Consider the following 22,274-nt stretch of genomic DNA (forward strand, 5'->3'; position numbering starts at 1 on the left):
ACATGATGGCAAAAGAACTACAAGACTGGTTTCCTGAGGCTCAGATTTCAGACCAACCAGTAGCGAAAGAGGGTTACTTAACTCTTCCTTTAGCTTCTCAGCAGTGGATTTTGCTGGAGGAAGCTGGGCTCAGTGAGCGTGAAAAGCAGTTGATTTCGCTTTTGACCCAGCAGGAGCAGGCTCGTTCGCTCAATCCTTGGTATTCTTTTTTGATTGAGGGGAAGGGACAGGCACCACAAGCTTTTAAAAAGATTCAGCTGGTTTATTGTCATCTTTCCTATTTTCAGCAGGAAAATCTAGCTTCTTGGCTGGATATGATGCGGACCCTTTTTCCTAACTGTCAGACAGTGCTTCAGGTTGGAGCTCAGGATTATGTTTTCGTGCTTCAGCAAGACAAATACACCTCTGTACGAGCTATTTTAAGTGATACGATTGAAGCGGTTGAGTATGACTTTGGACTTCGTCTGTCAATCATGTTGGGTCAGGTTTGGTCTCAGACAGGCTATCAAGCCCTATCAGACTTGATTAAAGCAGAGCGAGATTTGTTTAAGACTTGGTGGCGTCAGGGTCACCAAGGTGTTCATACCTTTTCACAACTCTATCTTTGGAGTATGGGAGAAAGAATTGTGGACCTGAGAGTCATTAAAGAATGCTTGCACCAGATGATTTTGGATCAAGATCAGATTCAGGAAATCATTCTCTCCCTTTGGGAAAATAGTGCTGTCCTAACAAAAACAGCCCAGCAACTCTATCTGCACCGCAATTCTCTCCAATACAAGATTGATAAGTGGGAAGAATTGACAGGGCTACAGTTGAAGGAGTTGACCGACCTGACCTTGTGTTATCAGTTGATTTTACCAGATATTCTATAAAGTTTTGTGCAAGTTGCACAGAACTTTTTTGTTTTTTTGGTCATCTTGCCATAGAAATGTAAAGCGTTTTCATTTATAATAAAACTATCAAAAGACAAAAGGAGTTCACCTCATGGTAGAATTAAATCTTAAAAATATTTACAAAAAATATCCAAACAGCGAACACTATTCAGTTGAAGATTTCAACTTGAACATCAAAGACAAAGAGTTCATCGTTTTCGTAGGACCTTCAGGATGTGGTAAATCAACTACTCTCCGTATGATTGCTGGTCTTGAAGACATCACAGAAGGAACTGCATCTATCGATGGCGTGGTTGTCAACGACGTAGCTCCAAAAGACCGCGACATCGCCATGGTATTCCAAAACTACGCTCTTTACCCACACATGACTGTTTATGACAACATGGCTTTCGGTTTGAAATTGCGTAAATACAGCAAGGAAGACATCGACAAACGTGTGCAAGAAGCAGCTGAAATCCTTGGATTGAAAGAATTTTTGGAACGTAAACCAGCTGACCTTTCAGGTGGTCAACGTCAACGTGTTGCCATGGGGCGTGCCATCGTCCGTGATGCAAAAGTATTCTTGATGGACGAACCTTTGTCAAACTTGGATGCTAAACTTCGTGTATCAATGCGTGCTGAAATCGCTAAAATCCACCGTCGTATCGGGGCTACAACTATCTATGTAACTCACGACCAAACAGAAGCGATGACACTTGCAGACCGTATCGTTATCATGTCAGCAACTAAGAACCCTGCTGGTACAGGTACTATCGGACGTGTGGAACAAATCGGTACTCCTCAAGAAGTTTACAAAAAACCAGTTAATAAATTCGTAGCAGGATTCATCGGAAGCCCAGCAATGAACTTCATCAATGTGAAATTAGTTGGTAGCGAAATTATTTCTGATGGTTTCCGTTTGAAAGTGCCAGAAGGAGCATTGAAAGTTCTTCGTGAAAAAGGCTACGAAGGTAAAGAATTGATCTTCGGTATTCGTCCAGAAGATGTGAATGCAGAACCTGCCTTCCTTGAAACATTCCCAGACTGTGTTGTAAAAGCGACTATCTCTGTATCAGAATTGCTTGGTTCAGAATCTCACCTTTACTGCCAAGTTGGTAAAGATGAATTTGTTGCTAAAGTTGATGCTCGTGACTACTTGCAAACAGGTGCAACAGTTGAACTTGGATTTGACTTGAACAAAGCCCACTTCTTTGATGTAGAAACTGAAAAAACAATCTATTAAAATAAATAAAATTCAAAGCACTGCTAGAAATCTGGCAGTGTTTTTTGCGGTTGTGTAGAAAAAACTCCTGGGAAATTCCCAGGAGAGTATGAGTGGTTATTTGAACTTGAATCCTTCGTAAATAAGCTCTGTTTTTGGATTTTGTTTCTTAATCTGTTTGGCAAGTGACTTCATCATAGAAAGAGGACCACACATATAGACGCTTGCATGTTCGGGCACTTCTTCTTGCTCAAAATTAAGATAGCCGTCTTTCCTACTGTCTACTAGATGGAGTTCAAAATTAGGATTTTTCTGAGCATAGTCACGGAGCAAATCAAGGTAGACTGCATTTTCTTCTCCACGGAAGCTATAGTAGAAGTGAACCTGTTTATCTAAAATAGGATGTTCGCGGATGTAAGAGATGAAGGGGGTGATCCCAATACCTCCAGCAATCCAAACCTGATTTTCTCGTCCTTCTTCTATGATCATGTGTCCGTAAGCTCTGTCTACGCTTACTTTGCTGCCGACTTGAAGATTGTCATAGATATTCTTGGTATGATCGCCTGAATTTTTGACAGTAAAGTAAAGAGTTTGACCATGACCTCCTGAGATAGAAAAGGGATGCGGAGCACTTTCAAAACCTTCTTGGGAAATCTTTAGGAAGGCAAATTGTCCTGCTTGATAATTGAAAGGTCTGCTAAGATGGATTTGAATTTCTCGCGTATCGTGGTTTAAGCGTTTGAGATTGGTAATTCTCCCTAGATAGGGGAAGCCAATCTTTTGATATAGAAAAATGATATAAAAACCAGCTAGTAAGCCTAAAAGGGCATAGCTACCAACAAGAAAACTTAGAAGATTAAATGTGAGGAGACGATTGCCCATCATCATATAGACGTGAAAGAGTCCAAAAATATAGGCTAGGTAAACCAGACGGTGAATCCATCGCCAAGCTTCGTATTGGATGTATTTGCCTAAATAGGCGACAAGGATGATACTGGCAAAGATATAGATGGCAAGATTGCCAAACTGAGCAGCTAAGCGAGAGCCCCACAAACCGCCCATACTTAAGTTATGAAAGATTAGTAGGATGATGGAGAGAAAGGCTGTGAATTTGTGGACAGTATAGACCTTCTCCAAACCGTGAAACCAGCTTTCTAGTAGGGGGAGACGAGTGGCTAGGATAAAAGTCAGAGATAGGCTTGTTAAAGCTAGTCCTGGAATCATGAATTGGGGAGAAGTGTTCATCCAAGTCAAAATAGTCAAGATAAAACTAGCTATGATAAAGAGTAGTCCTTTGATTGATTTCATAGAAAATTTCATTTCATTTAGATTTTGATTTGTTGTAAACAAATTTGTTACATTTTATCATAGAAAAAGTATGGTGTCAAATTGAGGTCTATAAATATCTACTCTCATCAAAAAACTCTCCAATTGAACTGGAGAGTGGCTGTTTATACTCAATGAAAATCAAAGAGCAAACTAGGAAGCTAGCCGCAGGCTGCTCAAAACACCGTTTTGAGGTTGTGGATAGAACTGACGAAGTCAGTAACATATATACGGCAAGGTGAAGCTGACGTGGTTTGAAGAGATTTTCGAAGAGTATTATTCTGCAGCTTGTTGCCAACGTTTGGCTAGCATATGAGACAGGCTAGAAATGGCTAGGTTAAAGCTGAAGTAGATGAGGGCAATCAGGATATAAAGACTGAAGACCTGCTCTGGTTCGAAATAACGGCCCATGAGAATTTGGCTGGCTCCAAAGAGTTCTTGTAGGGCGATAACAGAGTAGAGAAGACTGGTATCCTTAATCACGGTTACAAACTGAGAAATGATGGCTGGCAGCATTTTACGGATTGCTTGTGGGAGAATGATGTGGTAGAGGATTTGGGCTGAGGTAAATCCTTGCGACATTCCTGCTTCGTACTGTCCCTTGTCTACGGCATTGAGACCACCTCGGATAATCTCAGCTAGGGCTGCTGAGGTAAAGAGAGTAAAGGCAGTGATTCCTGCTGGAGTGGACTTCATCTTGAAAACCAAAAAGATAGTAAAAATCCAGAGGAGGTTGGGAACGTTACGCACAAATTCGATATAAATGCTGGAAATAATGCGCAAGATAGGATTTTTGCCATTTCTCATGACGGCTAGCACTGTACCGATAAGGGTAGAGAGGACGATAGCGATCAGAGAAATATAGAGGGTCAAGCCAAATCCTTTAAAGATAAAGACTAGGTTATCTGGGGTCAAAACTTCTAAAATGGATTCCATAGTAACCTCCTAAAGTGAATAGGCTTTTTTGTTTGCTTGCTCCATCTTGCGACCAAACTGGGCAACAGGGAAGCAGAGAGAAAAGTAGAGAAGGGCAGCGCCTAAAAAGGATGGAATGTAGTTTCCGTTAAGTGCTGACCAAGACTTGGTCACAAACATCAAGTCTACTCCAGAGATGATAGCAACTGTCGAGGTATTCTTGATGAGGTTGACGATTTGATTGGTCAAAGGAGGGAGAATGATACGGAAGGCTTGAGGTAAGATAATCAAGCGCATGGCGCTGATATAGGTAAAACCTTGCGACAAGGCGGCCTCCATCTGACCACTAGGAATAGACTGAATCCCTGAGCGAATCACCTCAGCGATATAGGCGCCATGATAGAGTCCCACGCAGAGAACAGCCGTCCAATAAATCGGAATCATGATGATATGGTCACTGATAAGAGGTAGGCCATAAAAAACGATAACAAACTGCACCAAGAGGGGAGTGTTTTGGTAAAATTCCACAAATATACGAGCTAAGATTCGCAAAATTGGACGTTTGCTGGTTGACATGGCTCCGAAGAAGATGCCTAAAACCATGGCTAGGATAAAGGATCCGATAGCTAGGGCAAGAGTGAAGAGGAATCCATTGAAAAATTGTCCAAAATCCTGAAAATAGGCTGTCCAAGATGATAAATCTGTCATAGGGTATCCTCCTTAATCTGCGGTATGGCTAGATGGTTTGAGCTTGTAACGGTCATAAAGTTTCTGCAAACTACCATCCTTGCTCCATTTAGTAACCAAGTTATCAAGATAATTGTTTAGCTCTGTATTTGATTTCTTGGTAACGATACCGTAGTCAGATGGCTTGAAACTATCATCTAGTAGTACTGTGCGTTTACTGATGTAGCCAGACAGAATCGAGCGGTCAACGGAAAAGGCATCAATACGGTGGGCGTGTAGAGAAGTAATCAATTCTGGGTAGGAACCAAGTTCGACGAATTTAAAGGTTAGACCTTTCTTTTTACCCAGTTCAGTAATCAGGCGTTGGGTGATGGAACCTTGGGCAACTCCGATGGTTTTGCCGTTTAGGTCCTCAATCTTTTTGATTTTGGAAGACTTATTGACCAAAAATCCAGATGCGTCCGTGTAGTAGGGACTGGTAAAGTTGTAGAGTTTTTTGCGTTCGTCTGTGATGGTAAAGGTCGCGATATCCATATCGACCTGTTCATTGTCTAGAAGGGGACCACGGGTTTGTGCGGTAACAGGCACATAGCGAACCTTGACCTTGAGCTCATCAGCTACCATCTTGGCCAAGTCCGTTTCGATACCAGAATAGGTCCCTGTCTTGGGATCCTTGTAACCGAAATTGGGAACGTCTTGTTTGACACCGACAACCAGTTCGCCTCTTTTTTGAATATCTGCGACGCTGGTATCAGCCTGAACGGGTTTTGCAGCAGCAAGGCCGAAAAGGCTAATCAATAATGCGGATAAAAAGAATTTCTTTTTCATAGGCGCCTCCTTATTTGACTTTGTCACTTTCGTGGTTGATGATTTTGCTGAGGAATTGTTGGGCACGAGGTTCGCTTGGATTGTCGAAAAAGTCATCAACATCTGTCGTATCCACCAAAACTTCTCCGTCAGCCATAAAGATGATGCGGTCGGCAACTTCACGGGCAAAGCCCATTTCATGGGTGACGACAATCATATTCATACCATCGTGGACCAATTTTTGCATAACTGCCAGAACATCACCGATGGTTTCAGGGTCAAGGGCAGATGTTGGTTCATCAAAGAGGAGGAGTTCAGGATGCATAGCGAGTCCACGTGCGATGGCAATCCGTTGCTTTTGTCCACCAGAAAGCATGGCTGGATAAGAATCTTTCTTGTCCCACATATTTACAAATTCCAGATATTTTTGGGCTATTTTTTCAGCTTCTTTTTTATCAATTCCTAGAACTTTTATGGGTGCGAGTGTTACGTTTTCTAACACTGTTTTGTGAGGGTAGAGGTTAAAATGCTGGAAAACCATGCCGACTTCCTTGCGAAGAGGTACCAAATCTTTCTGGCTGGCACCAGCAACTTGGTGACCATTTACTAGAAGACTTCCTTTGTCTACAGCCTCCAAACCATTGATGGTGCGGATAAGAGTTGATTTTCCAGAACCAGAAGGGCCTAGGAGGACAACGACTTGCCCTTTTTCAAAACGGAGATTGATGTCGTGGAGTGCATGGTAGTCTCCGTAATATTTTTCGACGTGTTCAAATTCTACTAAAGCCATAAGGAATCTCCTTTGTGTTATATTTTATAACACGATTCTACACCAAAAGAATTGCCTTGTCAAATCATATCTTAAAAATTCACTAAAATTTTATAAAAAAGCAATCTGGATAGAGAAAAAGCCTAAATCATGTTATAATGAAGCAATAGAATTCTTAGAAAGAGTGGATGTCTTTTTGATAACACCTACTTATGAATGGCAGTTTGCCCCGCAGGTTGAAGATGCGGATTTTACAAAGATAGCCAAGAAGGCTGGACTGGGTCCTGAGGTGGCTCGGTTATTATTTGAAAGAGGGATTCAGAACCAAGAAAGTCTGAAGAAGTTTTTAGAACCTTCCTTGGAGAATTTGCATGACCCTTATCTGCTCCATGATATGGACAAGGCAGTGGCTCGTATTCGTCAGGCCATTGAAGAAGGGGAAAATATTCTCATCTATGGAGACTATGATGCGGATGGTATGACTTCGGCTTCGATTGTGAAGGAAAGTTTGGAACAGCTTGGCGCCGAATGCCGTGTTTACTTGCCTAATCGTTTTACCGATGGCTATGGACCTAATGCAAGTGTCTATAAATACTTTATCGAGCAAGAAGGGATTTCCTTGATTGTGACGGTGGATAATGGGGTTGCCGGTCATGAGGCTATTGAATTGGCCCAGTCTATGGGAGTGGATGTCATTGTGACTGACCATCATTCCATGCCTGAAACCTTACCAGATGCCTATGCTATTGTCCATCCTGAACATCCGGATGCGAACTATCCTTTCAAATATTTGGCTGGTTGTGGAGTTGCTTTCAAGCTGGCTTGTGCCCTTTTAGAAGAAGTACAAGTGGAATTGCTTGATTTGGTCGCTATTGGTACCATTGCTGATATGGTTAGTTTGACAGATGAGAACCGTATCTTGGTTCAGTATGGTCTGGAAATGTTGGGACACACTCAGCGTATTGGTCTACAAGAAATGCTAGACATGGCTGGGATTGCTGCCAACGAAGTAACAGAAGAAACGGTTGGTTTCCAGATTGCCCCTCGTTTGAATGCCTTGGGCCGCTTGGATGATCCTAATCCAGCCATTGATTTGTTGACTGGCTTTGATGATGAGGAGGCTCACGAGATTGCCCTTATGATTCATCAGAAAAATGAAGAGCGCAAGGAAATCGTCCAGTCTATCTATGAAGAAGCTAAGACCATGGTGGACCCTGAGAAGAAGGTTCAAGTCTTGGCCAAGGAAGGCTGGAATCCTGGGGTTCTAGGAATCGTGGCTGGTCGTTTGCTGGAAAAACTAGGACAGACAGTCATCGTTCTCAATATAGAAGACGGTCGTGCCAAGGGTAGTGCTCGTAGTGTGGAAGCGGTCGATATTTTTGAGGCTCTGGATCCTCATCGAGACCTCTTCATCGCCTTTGGCGGTCATGCTGGTGCGGCTGGCATGACGCTGGAAGTTGAGAAACTCTCAGATTTATCTCAGGTCTTGGAAGATTATGTCCGTGAAAAAGGCGCAGATGCTGCTGGCAAGAACAAGTTAAATTTAGATGAAGAACTGGATTTGGAGACTTTGAGTCTTGAAACAGTCAAGAACTTTGAACGTTTGGCACCTTTTGGAATGGATAATCAGAAACCTGTCTTTTATATCAAGGATTTTCAGGTCGAAAGTGCTCGTACTATGGGAGCAGGCAATGCCCATCTCAAGCTGAAAATTTCCAAGGGTGAGGCGAGTTTTGAAGTGGTAGCCTTTGGACAAGGCAGATGGGCAACAGAATTTGCTCAAACCAAGAATCTAGAGCTGGCAGTCAAATTGTCTGTCAACCAATGGAATGGCCAAACTGCTCTCCAGTTGATGATGGTGGATGCGCGTGTGGAAGGTGTTCAACTTTTTAACATTCGTGGGAAGAATGCAGCCTTGCCAGAAGGAGTTCCAGTCTTGGATTTTTCTGGAGAACTGCCAAATCTTGCGGATAGTGAAGCTATTGTCGTGAAAACCATACCTGAGGATATTACTCTGTTGAAGACCATTTTTCAGAAACAGAATTTTTCCGCTGTCTATTTCAAAAATGATATTGACAAGGCCTACTATCTGACAGGCTATGGGACTAGAGAGCAGTTTGCCAAATTGTACAAGACTATCTACCAGTTTCCAGAGTTTGATATTCGCTACAAGCTCAAGGATTTGGCTGCTTATCTCAATATCCAACAAATCTTGCTGGTTAAGATGATTCAAGTCTTTAAAGAACTAGGCTTTGTGACGATCAAAGATGGGGTTATGACAGTCAATAAAGAAGCGCCAAAGAGAGAAATCGGAGAAAGTCAGATTTACCAAAATCTCAAACAAACCGTCAAAGACCAAGAAATGATGGCGCTGGGTACCGTGCAAGAAATTTATGACTTTTTAATGGAAAAAGAGTAGATCATAGGAAAGAGTTGGGAAACCAGCTCTTTTTTGAAAACAAATCTTCATTTTGAAAATCATCAAAAAAATGGTATAATGGTAGGAAAAGATTCGGCTAACAGTAATAGTGCTTTTAGAATAAGAGGGTAAGCAACCCTATAATCAAGATAAACTAAGATTTTGGAGGAAAAATGAGTAATATTAGTTTAACAACACTTGGTGGTGTACGTGAAAATGGGAAAAATATGTACATTGCTGAAATTGGAGAGTCCATTTTTGTTTTGAATGCAGGGTTAAAATATCCCGAAAATGAACAATTAGGGGTCGATGTGGTGATTCCAAAGATGGACTACCTTTTTGAAAATAAAGATCGAATTGCTGGGGTATTTTTAACTCACGGACATGCAGATGCTATTGGTGCTCTGCCTTATCTCTTGGCTGAAGCCAAGGTACCTGTATTTGGCTCTGAGTTGACCATTGAGTTGGCAAAACTCTTTGTCAAAGGAAATGACGCAGTCAAGAAATTTAATGATTTTCATGTTATTGATGAAGATACGGAGATTGATTTTGGTGGGACAGTGGTTTCCTTCTTCCCTACGACTTACTCCGTTCCAGAGAGCCTGGGAATTGTCTTGAAGACAGCTGAAGGGAGCATCGTTTATACAGGTGACTTCAAATTTGACCAGACAGCTAGTGAATCCTATGCGACAGACTTCGCTCGTTTGGCAGAAATCGGTCGTGACGGCGTCCTGGCTCTCCTCAGTGATTCGGCCAATGCGGACAGCAATATTCAGGTGGCTAGTGAAAGTGAAGTTAGAGATGAAATTACCCAAACCATTGCTGACTGGGAAGGTCGTATCATCGTTGCAGCTGTTTCCAGTAACCTTTCTCGTATCCAGCAGATTTTTGACGCTGCGGATAAAACAGGTCGACGTATCGTCTTGACAGGATTTGATATTGAAAATATCGTCCGCACAGCGATTCGTCTCAAGAAGTTGTCTTTAGCCAACGAAATTCTCTTGATTAAGCCGAAAGATATGTCTCGCTTTGAAGACCATGAGTTGATTATTCTTGAGACAGGTCGTATGGGTGAACCTATCAATGGACTTCGTAAGATGTCGATTGGTCGCCATCGTTATGTAGAAATCAAGGATGGGGACCTGGTCTATATTGCTACGGCTCCGTCTATTGCTAAAGAAGCCTTCGTTGCGCGTGTGGAAAATATGATTTATCAGGCAGGAGGGGTTGTCAAATTGATTACCCAAAGTTTACATGTATCAGGGCACGGAAATGCGCGTGATTTGCAGTTGATGATCAATCTCTTGCAACCCAAGTATCTCTTCCCAATTCAAGGGGAATACCGTGAGTTGGATGCCCATGCTAAGGCAGCTATGGCAGTTGGGATGTTGCCAGAACGCATTTTCATCCCTAAAAAGGGAACCAGCATGGCTTATGAGAATGGGGACTTTGTCCCAGCTGGCGCAGTTTCAGCAGGCGATGTCTTGATTGACGGAAATGCTATTGGTGATGTTGGAAATGTGGTTCTTCGTGACCGTAAGGTCTTGTCAGAGGACGGTATTTTCATCGTAGCAATCACAGTTAACCGTCGTGAGAAGAAAATTGTGGCCAAGGCTCGTGTGCACACGCGTGGATTCGTTTATCTCAAGAAGAGCCGTGATATTCTCCGTGAAAGTTCAGAATTGATTAATCAGACGGTAGAAGACTATCTTCAAGGAGATGACTTTGACTGGGCAGATCTTAAAGGGAAGGTTCGTGATAATCTGACCAAGTACCTCTTTGATCAAACTAAGCGTCGTCCAGCTATTTTACCAGTAGTCATGGAAGCAAAATAATCGTTGAAATAGTTGAAATAAACAGAGAGAAAGTCGAATTTCGGCTTTTTCTTATCGGAAAATAGAAGGAGAAAATCATGGCAGTAATGAAAATCGAGTATTACTCACAAGTTTTGGATATGGAGTGGGGAGTGAATGTCCTCTATCCTGATGCTAATCGAGTGGAAGAACCAGATTGTAAAGATATTCCCGTCTTGTACCTCTTGCACGGGATGTCTGGCAATCATAATAGTTGGCTCAAGCGAACCAATGTAGAACGCTTGCTTCGAGGAACCAATCTAATCGTTGTCCTGCCCAATACCAGCAACGGTTGGTATACCGATACCCAGTATGGTTTTGACTATTACACAGCTCTAGCAGAGGAATTGCCAGAGGTTTTGAAACGCTTCTTCCCTAACATGACCAGCAAGCGTGAAAAGACCTTTATCGCTGGTCTCTCTATGGGAGGCTACGGCTGTTTCAAATTGGCTCTTGCTACAAATCGTTTTTCTCATGCAGCTAGTTTTTCAGGTGCCCTTAGTTTTCAAGATTTTTCTCCTGAGAGCCAAAATTTGGGGACACCGGCTTATTGGAGAGGTGTTTTTGGGGAGATTAAAGACTGGACAACTAGTCCCTATTCACTTGAAAGTCTGGCTAAAAAATCGGACAAAAAGACCAAGCTGTGGGCTTGGTGTGGTGAGCAGGATTTCTTGTATGAAGCCAATAATCTAGCAGTGAAAAATCTCAAAAAACTGGGATTTGATGTGATCTATAGCCATAGTGCTGGAACTCACGAATGGTACTACTGGGAAAAACAATTGGAACGTTTTTTAGCAACCCTACCAATTGATTTCAAATTAGAAGAGAGATTGAGTTAGTTTGAACTCCAGCATAGGGGTAGTAGAACTAAAATAAAATATGTTTTCACTAGACTTTTCAAACGAAAGTAGTAGAATAGTAATAAGATACTGGAGGAAAGAGAGTAGGAAATGTACCGTTATCAAATTGGCATTCCCACATTAGAATATGATCAGTTTGTCAAAGAACATGAATTAGCTAATGTATTACAAAGTAGTGCTTGGGAAGAAGTTAAGTCTGATTGGCAACATGAGAGGTTTGGTGTCTACAGGGAAGAAAAATTACTGGCTACAGCTAGTATTTTGATTAGAACTCTTCCGCTAGGCTATAAAATGTTTTACGTCCCAAGAGGACCCATATTGGATTATGGGGATACGGAACTCTTGAGTTTTGTCATTCAGTCCATTAAGTCTTATGCTCGTAGTAAGAGAGCTATTTTTGTGACTTTTGATCCAAGTATTTGCCTGTCTCAAAGTTTAATCAATCAGGAAAAGACAGAATTTCCTGAAAATCTGGCTATTATTGATAGTTTGCAACAAATGGGAGTAAGGTGGTCAGGAAAAACAGAGGAAATGGGAGACACCATTCAACCTCGTATTCAGGCGAAAATATACAAGGAAAATTTTGAAGAAGATAAACTTTCTAAGTCAACGAGGCAAGCTATCCGAACAGCACGGAATAAGGGGGTAGAGATTCAATTTGGTGGAACTGAATTATTGGAGTCTTTTTCCTTTTTGATGAAAAAAACCGAGAAGCGGAAAGAGATTCATTTGAGGAATGAAGCCTATTATAAAAAGTTGTTAGATAATTTTAAGGACAAGGCCTATATCACCTTGGCCACCTTGGATGTCTCTAAACGTTCGCAAGAATTAGAAGAACAGTTAGCGAAAAATAGAGCCTTGGAAGAGACCTTTACTGAGTCGACTCGCACTTCAAAAGTAGAAGCGCAGAAGAAGGAAAAAGAACGTTTGTTAGAGGAATTGACTTTCCTGCAGGAATATATGGATGCAGGTCAAGCGAGAGTTCCTTTAGCGGCTACTTTGAGTTTGGAATTTGGTACTACCTCTGTCAATCTATATGCTGGTATGGATGATGATTTTAAACGTTACAATGCACCAATTTTAACTTGGTATGAAACGGCTCGCTATGCCTTTGAGCGAGGTATGTTGTGGCAAAATTTAGGTGGTGTTGAAAACTCTCTCAATGGTGGACTTTATCATTTTAAGGAAAAATTTAATCCAACGATTGAAGAATATTTGGGTGAATTTACAATGCCTACCCATCCTCTCTATCCTCTGTTAAGACTTGCTCTTGATTTCCGTAAAACATTAAGAAAAAAACATAGAAAGTAAGTATATGGCACTAATTACACTCACGAAAGAAGAGTTTCAGGCTTATTCTGGTCAGGTTTCTTCTCGTTCCTTTATGCAGTCGGTCCAGATGGGGGACTTATTAGAAAAAAGAGGGGCTCGAATTGTTTATCTTGCTTTGAAACAAGAAGGAGAAATTCAAGTTGCAGCTCTGGTTTATAGCTTGCCCATGCTAGGTGGTCTGCATATGGAGCTCAATTCGGGGCCGATTTATACCCAACAAGATGCTCTTCCAGTTTTTTATGCGGAGTTAAAAGAATATGCTAAGCAAAATGGTGTATTAGAGTTGCTTGTAAAACCTTATGAAACTTATCAAACTTTTGATAGTGAAGGTAATCCGATAAATGCTGAGAAAAAAAGTATTATTCAAGGTTTAACTGATTTAGGTTATCAATTTGATGGATTGACGACAGGGTATCCAGGTGGAGAACCAGATTGGTTATACTATAAGGATTTGACTGAATTAACTGAAAAGAATTTGCTTAAAAGTTTTAGCAAAAAAGGGAAACCCTTGGTTAAAAAGGCTGAAACCTTTGGCATTCGGTTGAAAAAGTTAAAACGTGAAGAACTATCGATTTTTAAGAATATCACAAAAGAAACCTCTGAACGTAGAGAATATAGTGATAAAACTTTAGAATACTATGAGCATTTTTATGATGCTTTTGGAGAACAAGCGGAGTTTCTCATAGCAAGCTTAAATTTTTCGGACTATATGAGCAAATTGCAAGGTGAACAAAGTAAACTAGAAGAAATCTTGGACAAGTTGCGACTTGATTTGAGTAAAAAGCCTCATTCTGAGAAAAAACAAAATCAACTGAGAGAATATTCTAGTCAATTTGAAACGTTTGAAGTTCGAAAAGCAGAAGCGCGAGACTTGATTGAAAAATATGGGGAAGAAGATATTGTTTTAGCTGGGAGTTTATTTGTTTATATGCCTCAGGAAACGACTTATCTCTTTAGTGGTTCCTACACTGAGTTTAATAAATTCTATGCCCCTGCGCTACTTCAAAAATATATTATGTTGGAAAGTATAAAACGTGGAATACCTAAATACAACTTCCTAGGGATTCAAGGGATTTTTGATGGAAGTGATGGTGTTTTGCGTTTTAAACAGAATTTTAATGGCTATATTGTACGCAAAGCAGGTACTTTCCGGTACCATCCATCGCCTTTAAAATACAAAGCTATCCAGTTACTCAAAAAAATAGTAGGACGTTAAGATGAAAAAGTCAGTATTTAGCTTTCTTTCAGCTTCTTTTAGTAAAATAGACTTTATTTACTAGAAAGGTGGAAGGATATGCGCTGGCTTTTTCGTTTGATAGGGGCTTTCTTTTCTTTTGTTTGGCGTTTGTTTTGGCGTCTGGTTTGGATAGTTGTACTCTTATGTGCTCTTGCTTTTGGATTTCTCTGGTATCTGAACGGGGATTTTCAAGGAGCACTAAAGCAAGTAGAGCGGTCGGTAAAAATTGGTCAACAAAGTATTGACCAATGGGGAAAAACAGGGCAACTGCCTAAGTTAAGTCAGACAGATAGTCACCAGCATTCTGAAGGAAGGTGGCCACAGGCCTCTGCTCGTATTTACTTGGATCCGCAAATGGATTCACGTTTTCAAGAGGCATATTTAGAAGCGATTCAGAACTGGAATCAAACAGGTGCTTTTAACTTTGAACTCGTGACTGAGGCCGGCAAGGCAGATATTATGGCTACGGAGATGAACGATGGAAGCACTCCTGTGGCAGGAGAGGCGGAAAGTCAGACCAATCTCTTAACGGGACAATTCTTGTCTGTAACGGTGCGGTTGAATCATTATTATTTGTCCAATCCAGACTATGGCTATTCCTATGAGCGTATTGTCCATACGGCAGAACATGAGTTGGGGCATGCGATTGGCTTAGACCATACAGATGAGAAGTCTGTCATGCAACCAGCAGGTTCTTTTTATGGTATCCAGGAAGAGGATGTTGAAAGACTTCGAAAATTATATGAGACTAATGAGTAGGGGACTATCTTTCCCTACTTTTTTGCTATAATGGAATTATGAACAACTTGATTAAATCAAAACTAGAGCTTTTGCCGACCAGCCCTGGTTGTTACATTCACAAGGATAAAAACGGCACCATTATCTATGTAGGAAAGGCAAAAAATCTGCGTAACCGCGTGCGGTCCTATTTCCGTGGAAGTCATGATACTAAAACAGAGGCCTTGGTGTCTGAAATTGTGGATTTTGAATTTATTGTTACGGAGTCTAATATTGAGGCACTTCTCCTAGAAATCAACCTGATTAAGGAAAACAAGCCCAAGTACAATATCATGCTCAAGGATGATAAGTCTTATCCTTTCATCAAAATCACCAATGAACGCTATCCTCGTTTGATTATCACTCGTCAGGTCAAAAAAGATGGAGGTCTTTATTTCGGACCTTATCCAGATGTGGGGGCGGCCAATGAAATCAAGCGGTTGCTAGATCGGATTTTCCCTTTTCGTAAGTGTACCAATCCACCGTCTAAGGTCTGTTTTTACTACCATATCGGTCAATGTATGGCCCATACCATCTGTAAGAAGGATGAGGTCTACTTCAAGTCTATGGCTCAGGAGGTTTCTGATTTTCTGAAAGGGCAAGATGACAAAATCATTGATGACCTAAAGGGCAAGATGGCAACGGCAGCCCAGACTATGGAATTTGAACGTGCAGCGGAATATCGTGACCTGATTCAGGCCATTGGAACGCTTCGAACCAAGCAACGGGTTATGGCCAAGGATCTCCAAAATCGCGATGTCTTCGGCTACTATGTGGACAAGGGCTGGATGTGTGTTCAGGTTTTCTTTGTTCGTCAGGGCAAGCTTATTGAGCGCGATGTCAATCTTTTTCCCTACTACAACGATCCGGATGAGGACTTCTTGACTTATGTGGGACAATTTTATCAAGAAAAATCTCACCTGGTTCCCAATGAGGTACTGATTCCGCAGGATGTCGATGAAGAAGCAGTCAAGGCCTTGGTGAATACCAAGATTCTCAAACCCCAGCGTGGAGAGAAAAAGCAGCTGGTCAATCTGGCTATAAAGAATGCTCGAGTTAGTCTGGAGCAGAAGTTCAATCTGCTAGAGAAATCTGTCGAAAAGACCCAAGGGGCTATTGAAAATCTAGGACGCTTGCTTCAAATCCCAACCCCAGTTCGTATCGAATCTTTCGATAACTCCAACATCATGGGGACCAGTCCTGTTTCAGCCATGGTGGTCTTTGTCAACGGCAAACCAAGTAAGAAGGATTATCGTAAGTATAAAATCAAGACTGTCGTTGGGCCAGACGACTATGCCAGTATGAGAGAAGTCATTCGCAGGCGCTATGGTCGAGTTCAGCGCGAGGGTTTAACCCCGCCAGATTTGATTGTCATTGATGGAGGACAAGGTCAAGTCAATATCGCCAAGCAAGTCATCCAAGAAGAGCTGGGTTTGGACATTCCTATTGCAGGTCTGCAAAAGAATGATAAGCACCAAACCCATGAATTGCTCTTTGGAGATCCGCTGGAGGTGGTGGAGTTGTCTCGCAATTCTCAGGAATTTTTCCTCCTCCAACGCATCCAAGATGAGGTGCACCGCTTTGCCATCACCTTCCATCGCCAACTGCGCTCCAAAAATTCTTTTTCATCACAACTGGATGGCATTGACGGTCTGGGACCTAAACGTAAGCAAAATCTCATGAAGCATTTCAAGTCTTTGACCAAAATCAAGGAAGCCAGTGTGGATGAGATTGTCGAAGTTGGAGTACCGAGACTTGTTGCAGAAGCTGTGCAAACCAAGTTGAACCCGCAAGAGGCAGAAGCTTTACCTCAAGTGGCGGAAGAAAGAGTAGATTATCAAACGGAAGGAAACCACAATGAAACATAAAATCGCAATTTTATCAGATATTCATGGCAATGCGACGGCCCTAGAAGCAGTGATTGCAGATGCTAAAAATCAAGGAGTCAGTGAATACTGGCTTCTGGGAGATATTTTTCTTCCTGGTCCAGGCGCAAATGACTTAGTCGCCCTGCTAAAGGACCTTCCTATCACAACCAGTGTTCGAGGCAATTGGGATGATCGTGTCCTTGAGGCCTTGGATGGCGAATATGGTTTGGAACATCCGAAAGAAATCCAGTCAATGCGCATGACCCAGTTTTTGATGGAGCAAATGGATCCTGCAACGATTGTCTGGCTACGAAGCTTGCCTTTGCTGGAAAAGAAAGAAATTGACGGATTGCGCTTTTCTATCTCTCATAATTTGCCAAATAAGAACTATGGTGGTGACTTGCTAGTTGAGAATGATACAGAGAAATTTGACCAACTGCTAGATGAGGAAACGGACGTGGCAGTCTATGGTCATGTTCACAAGCAGTTGCTTCGTTATGGAAGTCAGGGGCAACAAATCATCAATCCAGGTTCTATTGGTATGCCCTATTTTGATTGGGAGGCGTTAAAAAATCACCGTGCCCAGTATGCTATAATAGAAGTTGAAGATGGGGAATTGGTAAATATCCTATTTCGTAAAGTCGCTTATGATTATGAGGCGGAGTTGGAATTGGCCAAGTCCAAGGGTCTTCCCTTTATCGAAATGTATGAAGAGCTACGAAGAGAAGACAACTATCAGGGGCACAATCTGGAACTCTTAGCTAGCTTAATAGAAAAGCATGGGTATGTAGAAGATGTGAAGAATTTTTTTGATTTTTTGTAAAAGTTTCCTAAAATAACCAATGCAAACTAAAAACGATTGGCTCGTCCAATCGTTTTTAATATATCTTATACTCAATGAAAATCAAAGAGCAAACTAGGAAGCTAGACGTAGGTTGCTCAAAGCACAGCTTTGAGGTTGCAGATAAAGCTGACGTGGTTTGAAGAGATTTTCGAAGAGTATTATTGTAACTGAGATTTATCTGGGAGATAAGAGCCACCTAGATAGGTATTGCTGAGTTTTTCAAGTGTTCCATCTTGGTAGAGTTCTTTGAGTGCTTTATCAAATTGCTCTTTAAACTCTTTTTGGTCGCTTGAGAAAACGATATAGTTGCTGGGGCTATCGGCAGAAGGCAAGTCAACCACAGAAAGGTCTAAGCCACGGTCCTTGATAATCTTTTGAACAGATACTTTGTCAAAAACTAGGAAATCAAACTCTCCGTTAGCAAGGTCTAGGATTCGTTTGCCGATATCTTCACCAGAAAAATCGATAGTAGCAGGATTATCAGTGTGTTTTTGATTCCAGTTATTGATGAATTGAGCGTTTGAAGTTCCGATATCTTCTTGCGTTGTTTTACCAGCAATTTGGTCAAGTGAAGTCAAAGGATTTTTCTTGTTGCTGACAAGGACGAGGGGATTGTTTGAAATTGGAAGTGAGTAGAGGTATTTTTCAGCACGCTCTTTTGTGTAACTCAAGTTATTTGCCGCAGCCTGATAGTGACCAGAATCAAGTCCTGGGAAGATACTCTCCCAGGCGGTTCTTTGAAATTGAATCTCGTAGTCGCTGAGTTTTTCATCTACTGCTTTTAGAACTTCAATATCGAAGCCTGTCAGATTGCCTTTATCTTCGTAGTCAAATGGTGGCACATCGCCAGCTGTAGCAACGACGATTGTCTTCTGAGAGCTGGTTTCTTTAGGTGTAGCTTGATTTCCACAGGCAACCAAAAAGGGGATGATGGCTAGTAATAGGCTGAATTTTTTCATAATATCTCCATTCAAATGTAAAGTACTTGCTAGTTTATCAGAAACTTTCTTGATGAACCAATATATATTTTTTATGGCTGTAATAAAAAATCTTAATCATGAAAAATCCCTGCAAGCTCTTTCAAATTATGGTAGAATGGAAGCAGTAGAATTAGAAAAGGAAATCGATTATGAAATTTCTTGAATTAAATAAAAAACGTCATGCGACTAAGCATTTCACTGATAAGCCAGTTGATCCAAAAGATGTGCGTACGGCTATCGAAATTGCAACCTTGGCACCAAGTGCCCACAACAGCCAGCCTTGGAAATTTGTGGTGGTACGTGAGAAAAATGCTGAACTGGCAAAATTGGCTTACGGTTCAAACTTTGAACAGGTATCATCAGCTCCTGTAACTATTGCCTTATTTACAGACACAGATTTGGCTAAACGTGCTCGTAAGATTGCCCGTGTCGGCGGTGCTAATAACTTTTCTGAAGAGCAACTTCAATACTTTATGAAAAATTTACCTGCGGAATTTGCCCGTTACAATGAACAACAGGTCAGCGACTACCTAGCCCTCAATGCAGGTCTGGTTGCTATGAACTTGGTTTTGGCTCTTACAGATCAGGGAATCGGATCAAATCTGATTCTTGGTTTTGACAAATCAAAAGTCAACGAAGTTTTGGATATCGAAGACCGCTTCCGCCCGGAACTCTTGGTTACAGTGGGTTACACGGACGACAAATTGGAACCAAGCTACCGCTTGCCAGTAGATGAAATCATTGAGAAAAGATAGAAAGAAGAAAAAAATGACAGTAATTGATTTTACAGCAGAAGTAGAAAAACGCAAAGAAGACCTCTTGGCTGACTTGTTTAGCCTTTTGGAAATCAACTCAGAACGTGATGACAGCAAGGTTGATGCTGAACATCCATTTGGGCCTGGTCCAGTAAAAGCCTTGGAGAAATTCCTTGAAATCGCAGACCGTGATGGCTATCCAACTAAGAATGTTGATAACTATGCAGGGCATTTCGAGTTTGGTGATGGAGAAGAAGTTCTCGGAATCTTTGCCCACATGGACGTGGTGCCAGCTGGTAGCGGTTGGGACACAGACCCTTACACACCAACTATCAAAGATGGTCGCCTATATGCGCGTGGGGCTTCGGACGACAAGGGACCTACAACAGCTTGTTACTATGGTTTGAAAATCATCAAAGAATTGGGTCTTCCAACTTCTAAGAAAGTTCGTTTCATCGTTGGAACAGACGAAGAATCAGGTTGGGCAGACATGGACTACTACTTCGAGCATGTAGGACTTGCAAAACCAGACTTCGGTTTCTCTCCAGACGCTGAATTCCCTATCATCAATGGTGAAAAAGGAAATATCACGGAATACCTTCACTTTGCAGGTGAAAATGCAGGTGGTGCCCGTCTTCACAGCTTCACAGGTGGTTTGCGTGAAAATATGGTACCTGAATCAGCAACAGCAGTCGTTTCAGGTGACTTGGCTGACTTGCAAGCTAAACTAGATGCCTTTGTTGCAGAACACAAACTTAGAGGAGAACTCCAAGAAGAAGCCGGCCAATACAAGGTGACGATCATTGGTAAATCAGCCCACGGTGCTATGCCTGCTTCAGGTGTCAATGGTGCGACTTACCTAGCCCTCTTCCTTAGCCAGTTTGACTTTGCTGGTCCAGCCAAAGACTACCTTGACATCGCTGGTAAAATTCTCTTGAACGACCATGAGGGTGAAAGTCTCAAGATTGCTCATGTGGATGAAAAGATGGGTGCCCTTTCTATGAATGCAGGCGTCTTCCGCTTTGATGAAACGAGCGCTGATAATACCATTGCCCTTAATATCCGCTATCCAAAAGGAACAAGTCCAGAACAAATCAAGTCAATCCTTGAAAACTTGCCAGTTGCTTCTGTTAGCCTTTCTGAGCACGGTCACACCCCTCACTATGTGCCAATGGAAGATCCACTTGTTCAAACCTTGTTGAGTGTCTATGAAAAACAAACTGGTCTTAAAGGTCACGAGCAAGTCATCGGTGGTGGTACCTTTGGTCGTTTGCTTGAGCGTGGTGTTGCCTACGGTGCTATGTTCCCAGACTCAATTGACACCATGCACCAAGCTAATGAATTTATCGCCTTGGATGATCTCTTCCGAGCAGCAGCAATTTATGCCGAAGCTATTTACGAATTGATCAAATAAAACGATAGAAGTCTGAGATCTTATGCTTAGACTTCTTTTTGGAGGGAAAGTAGATGTCTCAAATCGAAAGAATCAAACAGGCTATCATGTCAGATCCGCAGAATGCCAGCTATACAGAGCGTGGCATTGAGCCTCTCTTTGCAGCGCCAAAGACTGCTCGCATCAATATCATCGGTCAGGCACCTGGACTTAAAACCCAAGAAGCAGGCCTTTACTGGAAAGATAAGAGTGGTGACCGTCTGAGAGACTGGCTAGGTGTGGATGAAGATACTTTTTACAATTCAGGATATTTTGCTGTTTTGCCTATGGATTTCTACTTTCCAGGACATGGCAAGTCAGGTGATCTGCCACCGAGAACTGGTTTTGCTGAAAAATGGCATCCACAGCTCTTGCAAGAATTACCAGATATTCAGTTGACCCTCTTGATTGGCCAGTATGCCCAAGCCTACTATTTGCAGGAGAAAGTCAGTGGCAAGGTGACGGAGAGGGTGAAACATTACCAGAACTACTTGCCAGAGTATTTTCCTTTAGTTCACCCCTCACCGCGAAATCAAATCTGGATGGCCAAAAATCCATGGTTTGAGACAGAAGTGGTGCCAGATTTGAAAAAAAGAATTAAAACCATTTTATAGTCAATGAAAATCAAAGAGCAAACTAGGAAGCTAGCCGCAGGCTGCTCAAAGTACAGCTTTGAGGTTGCAGATAAAACTGACGAAGTCAGCTCAAAACACTGTTTTGAGGTTGTGGATAGAACTGACGAAGTCAGCTCAAAACACAGTTTTGAGGTTGTGGATAGAACTGACGAAGTCAGCTCAAAACACTGTTTTGAGGTTGTGGATAGAACTGACGAAGTCAGTAACTATACGCACGGTAAGGCGACGCTGACGTGGTTTGAAGAGATTTTCGAAGAGTATTAGGAGAAAAAGAATGAAAGAAATTACCTTTGACGCATTTTACCAGCTTTACCAAAACGACCAACTTTCTTTAGTGGACGTGAGAGAAGTGGATGAGTTTGAAGCTCTTCATTTAGAAGGTGCTCAGAATCTTCCTCTGAGTCAATTAGCCGATATCTATGATCAGTTGGACAAGGACCAGTTACATTATGTTATTTGTAAATCTGGAATGAGATCGGCGCATGCTTGCCAATTCTTATCAGAACAAGGTTATGAGGTTATCAATGTACAAGGTGGTATGACTGCCTTTGAAGAACTGTAAACATTATAATTTTCTCCTACTTGGTGTGGACTGGGTAGGGGAATTTTATTTTTAGATAATTCTCATTTTTAAGAATCTTGAAAACATTCAATATTTACTTCGTGAAGCTTTTTTCATACTCC

At 41.7% G+C, this 22,274-nt stretch carries 21 protein-coding genes; 15 read left to right on the top strand and 6 right to left on the bottom strand.

Features of this window, described 5'->3' with window-relative positions; genetic code table 11:
- Window positions 1-2: 2 nt before the first annotated feature.
- Window positions 3-872, top strand: coding sequence for a PucR family transcriptional regulator (locus HT689_RS05105; protein WP_173226812.1), 870 nt, complete (start codon window positions 3-5; stop codon window positions 870-872).
- A gap of 112 nt (window positions 873-984) precedes the next feature.
- Entirely contained in the window at window positions 985-2,115 is a 1,131-nt protein-coding gene (gene ugpC, locus HT689_RS05110; protein ID WP_173226810.1) for a sn-glycerol-3-phosphate ABC transporter ATP-binding protein UgpC, read from the top strand.
- Window positions 2,116-2,211: 96 nt separating this feature from the next.
- Here ugpC and HT689_RS05115 read toward each other — a convergent pair whose 3' ends face one another.
- From HT689_RS05115 to HT689_RS05135, 5 genes are all read right to left on the bottom strand, one after another.
- Complete coding sequence (locus HT689_RS05115; RefSeq protein WP_173226808.1) at window positions 2,212-3,402, bottom strand: ferric reductase-like transmembrane domain-containing protein; 1,191 nt, start codon at window positions 3,400-3,402, stop codon at window positions 2,212-2,214.
- A gap of 294 nt (window positions 3,403-3,696) precedes the next feature.
- A complete protein-coding gene (locus tag HT689_RS05120; RefSeq protein ID WP_000443883.1) occupies window positions 3,697-4,356 on the bottom strand; it encodes an amino acid ABC transporter permease in 660 nt (219 codons plus the stop codon).
- A 9-nt stretch (window positions 4,357-4,365) separates the two neighbouring features.
- Window positions 4,366-5,043 (bottom strand): amino acid ABC transporter permease, encoded by a 678-nt coding sequence (locus HT689_RS05125; RefSeq protein WP_173227252.1) that lies wholly within the window; start codon window positions 5,041-5,043, stop codon window positions 4,366-4,368.
- Window positions 5,044-5,055: 12 nt separating this feature from the next.
- Window positions 5,056-5,850 carry a transporter substrate-binding domain-containing protein gene (locus HT689_RS05130; RefSeq protein ID WP_173227254.1) on the bottom strand — a complete coding sequence of 265 codons (795 nt, stop codon included), beginning with the start codon at window positions 5,848-5,850 and terminating at the stop codon, window positions 5,056-5,058.
- Window positions 5,851-5,860: 10 nt separating this feature from the next.
- Window positions 5,861-6,619 carry an amino acid ABC transporter ATP-binding protein gene (locus HT689_RS05135; RefSeq protein WP_173227256.1) on the bottom strand — a complete coding sequence of 253 codons (759 nt, stop codon included), beginning with the start codon at window positions 6,617-6,619 and terminating at the stop codon, window positions 5,861-5,863.
- A gap of 175 nt (window positions 6,620-6,794) precedes the next feature.
- Between HT689_RS05135 and recJ the strand changes: the two genes are divergently transcribed.
- The 8 genes from recJ (at window position 6,795) to HT689_RS05175 (ending at window position 17,767) form a co-directional block, all read left to right on the top strand.
- A complete protein-coding gene (gene recJ / locus HT689_RS05140; protein WP_173227258.1) occupies window positions 6,795-9,017 on the top strand; it encodes a single-stranded-DNA-specific exonuclease RecJ in 2,223 nt (740 codons plus the stop codon).
- Between the two features lie 173 nt (window positions 9,018-9,190).
- Entirely contained in the window at window positions 9,191-10,852 is a 1,662-nt protein-coding gene (locus tag HT689_RS05145) for a ribonuclease J (RefSeq protein ID WP_000065626.1), read from the top strand.
- A gap of 77 nt (window positions 10,853-10,929) precedes the next feature.
- Complete coding sequence (locus HT689_RS05150; RefSeq protein ID WP_173227260.1) at window positions 10,930-11,709, top strand: alpha/beta hydrolase family protein; 780 nt, start codon at window positions 10,930-10,932, stop codon at window positions 11,707-11,709.
- A gap of 111 nt (window positions 11,710-11,820) precedes the next feature.
- The gene (gene murM, locus HT689_RS05155) at window positions 11,821-13,041 is read left to right on the top strand and encodes a peptidoglycan bridge formation alanyltransferase MurM (RefSeq protein ID WP_173227262.1); all 1,221 of its coding nucleotides are present in this window, start codon (window positions 11,821-11,823) and stop codon (window positions 13,039-13,041) included.
- 4 nt (window positions 13,042-13,045) lie between these two features.
- A complete protein-coding gene (gene murN, locus HT689_RS05160; RefSeq protein ID WP_173227264.1) occupies window positions 13,046-14,278 on the top strand; it encodes a peptidoglycan bridge formation alanyltransferase MurN in 1,233 nt (410 codons plus the stop codon).
- A gap of 78 nt (window positions 14,279-14,356) precedes the next feature.
- Window positions 14,357-15,058, top strand: a complete 702-nt coding sequence (locus HT689_RS05165; protein WP_173227266.1) for a M57 family metalloprotease — start codon at window positions 14,357-14,359, stop codon at window positions 15,056-15,058.
- Window positions 15,059-15,096: 38 nt separating this feature from the next.
- Window positions 15,097-16,944 carry an excinuclease ABC subunit UvrC gene (uvrC, locus tag HT689_RS05170; protein WP_173227268.1) on the top strand — a complete coding sequence of 616 codons (1,848 nt, stop codon included), beginning with the start codon at window positions 15,097-15,099 and terminating at the stop codon, window positions 16,942-16,944.
- The gene (locus HT689_RS05175; RefSeq protein WP_173227270.1) at window positions 16,934-17,767 is read left to right on the top strand and encodes a metallophosphoesterase family protein; all 834 of its coding nucleotides are present in this window, start codon (window positions 16,934-16,936) and stop codon (window positions 17,765-17,767) included. Before uvrC ends, HT689_RS05175 begins: the two co-directional genes overlap by 11 nt.
- A gap of 179 nt (window positions 17,768-17,946) precedes the next feature.
- Here HT689_RS05175 and HT689_RS05180 read toward each other — a convergent pair whose 3' ends face one another.
- The gene (locus HT689_RS05180) at window positions 17,947-18,747 is read right to left on the bottom strand and encodes an amino acid ABC transporter substrate-binding protein (RefSeq protein WP_101781471.1); all 801 of its coding nucleotides are present in this window, start codon (window positions 18,745-18,747) and stop codon (window positions 17,947-17,949) included.
- Window positions 18,748-18,917: 170 nt separating this feature from the next.
- Between HT689_RS05180 and HT689_RS05185 the strand changes: the two genes are divergently transcribed.
- Genes HT689_RS05185 through HT689_RS05205 form a run of 5 tightly spaced genes read left to right on the top strand, consistent with a single transcriptional unit; the run spans window position 18,918 to window position 22,152 of the window.
- A complete protein-coding gene (locus HT689_RS05185) occupies window positions 18,918-19,523 on the top strand; it encodes a nitroreductase family protein (RefSeq protein WP_173227272.1) in 606 nt (201 codons plus the stop codon).
- Window positions 19,524-19,536: 13 nt separating this feature from the next.
- Window positions 19,537-20,937 (top strand): dipeptidase PepV, encoded by a 1,401-nt coding sequence (pepV, locus tag HT689_RS05190; RefSeq protein WP_173227274.1) that lies wholly within the window; start codon window positions 19,537-19,539, stop codon window positions 20,935-20,937.
- 53 nt (window positions 20,938-20,990) lie between these two features.
- The gene (locus HT689_RS05195) at window positions 20,991-21,569 is read left to right on the top strand and encodes a uracil-DNA glycosylase family protein (RefSeq protein WP_173227276.1); all 579 of its coding nucleotides are present in this window, start codon (window positions 20,991-20,993) and stop codon (window positions 21,567-21,569) included.
- 3 nt (window positions 21,570-21,572) lie between these two features.
- Window positions 21,573-21,854: a hypothetical protein gene (locus tag HT689_RS09730; protein WP_240148128.1), complete on the top strand. Its 282-nt coding sequence runs from the start codon at window positions 21,573-21,575 to the stop codon at window positions 21,852-21,854.
- A gap of 10 nt (window positions 21,855-21,864) precedes the next feature.
- Window positions 21,865-22,152, top strand: a complete 288-nt coding sequence (locus HT689_RS05205) for a rhodanese-like domain-containing protein (RefSeq protein WP_173227278.1) — start codon at window positions 21,865-21,867, stop codon at window positions 22,150-22,152.
- The last annotated feature ends 122 nt before the right edge of the window (window positions 22,153-22,274 follow it).

The organism is Streptococcus sp. 2342 (assembly GCF_013276795.1).
Lineage (GTDB): Bacteria > Bacillota > Bacilli > Lactobacillales > Streptococcaceae > Streptococcus.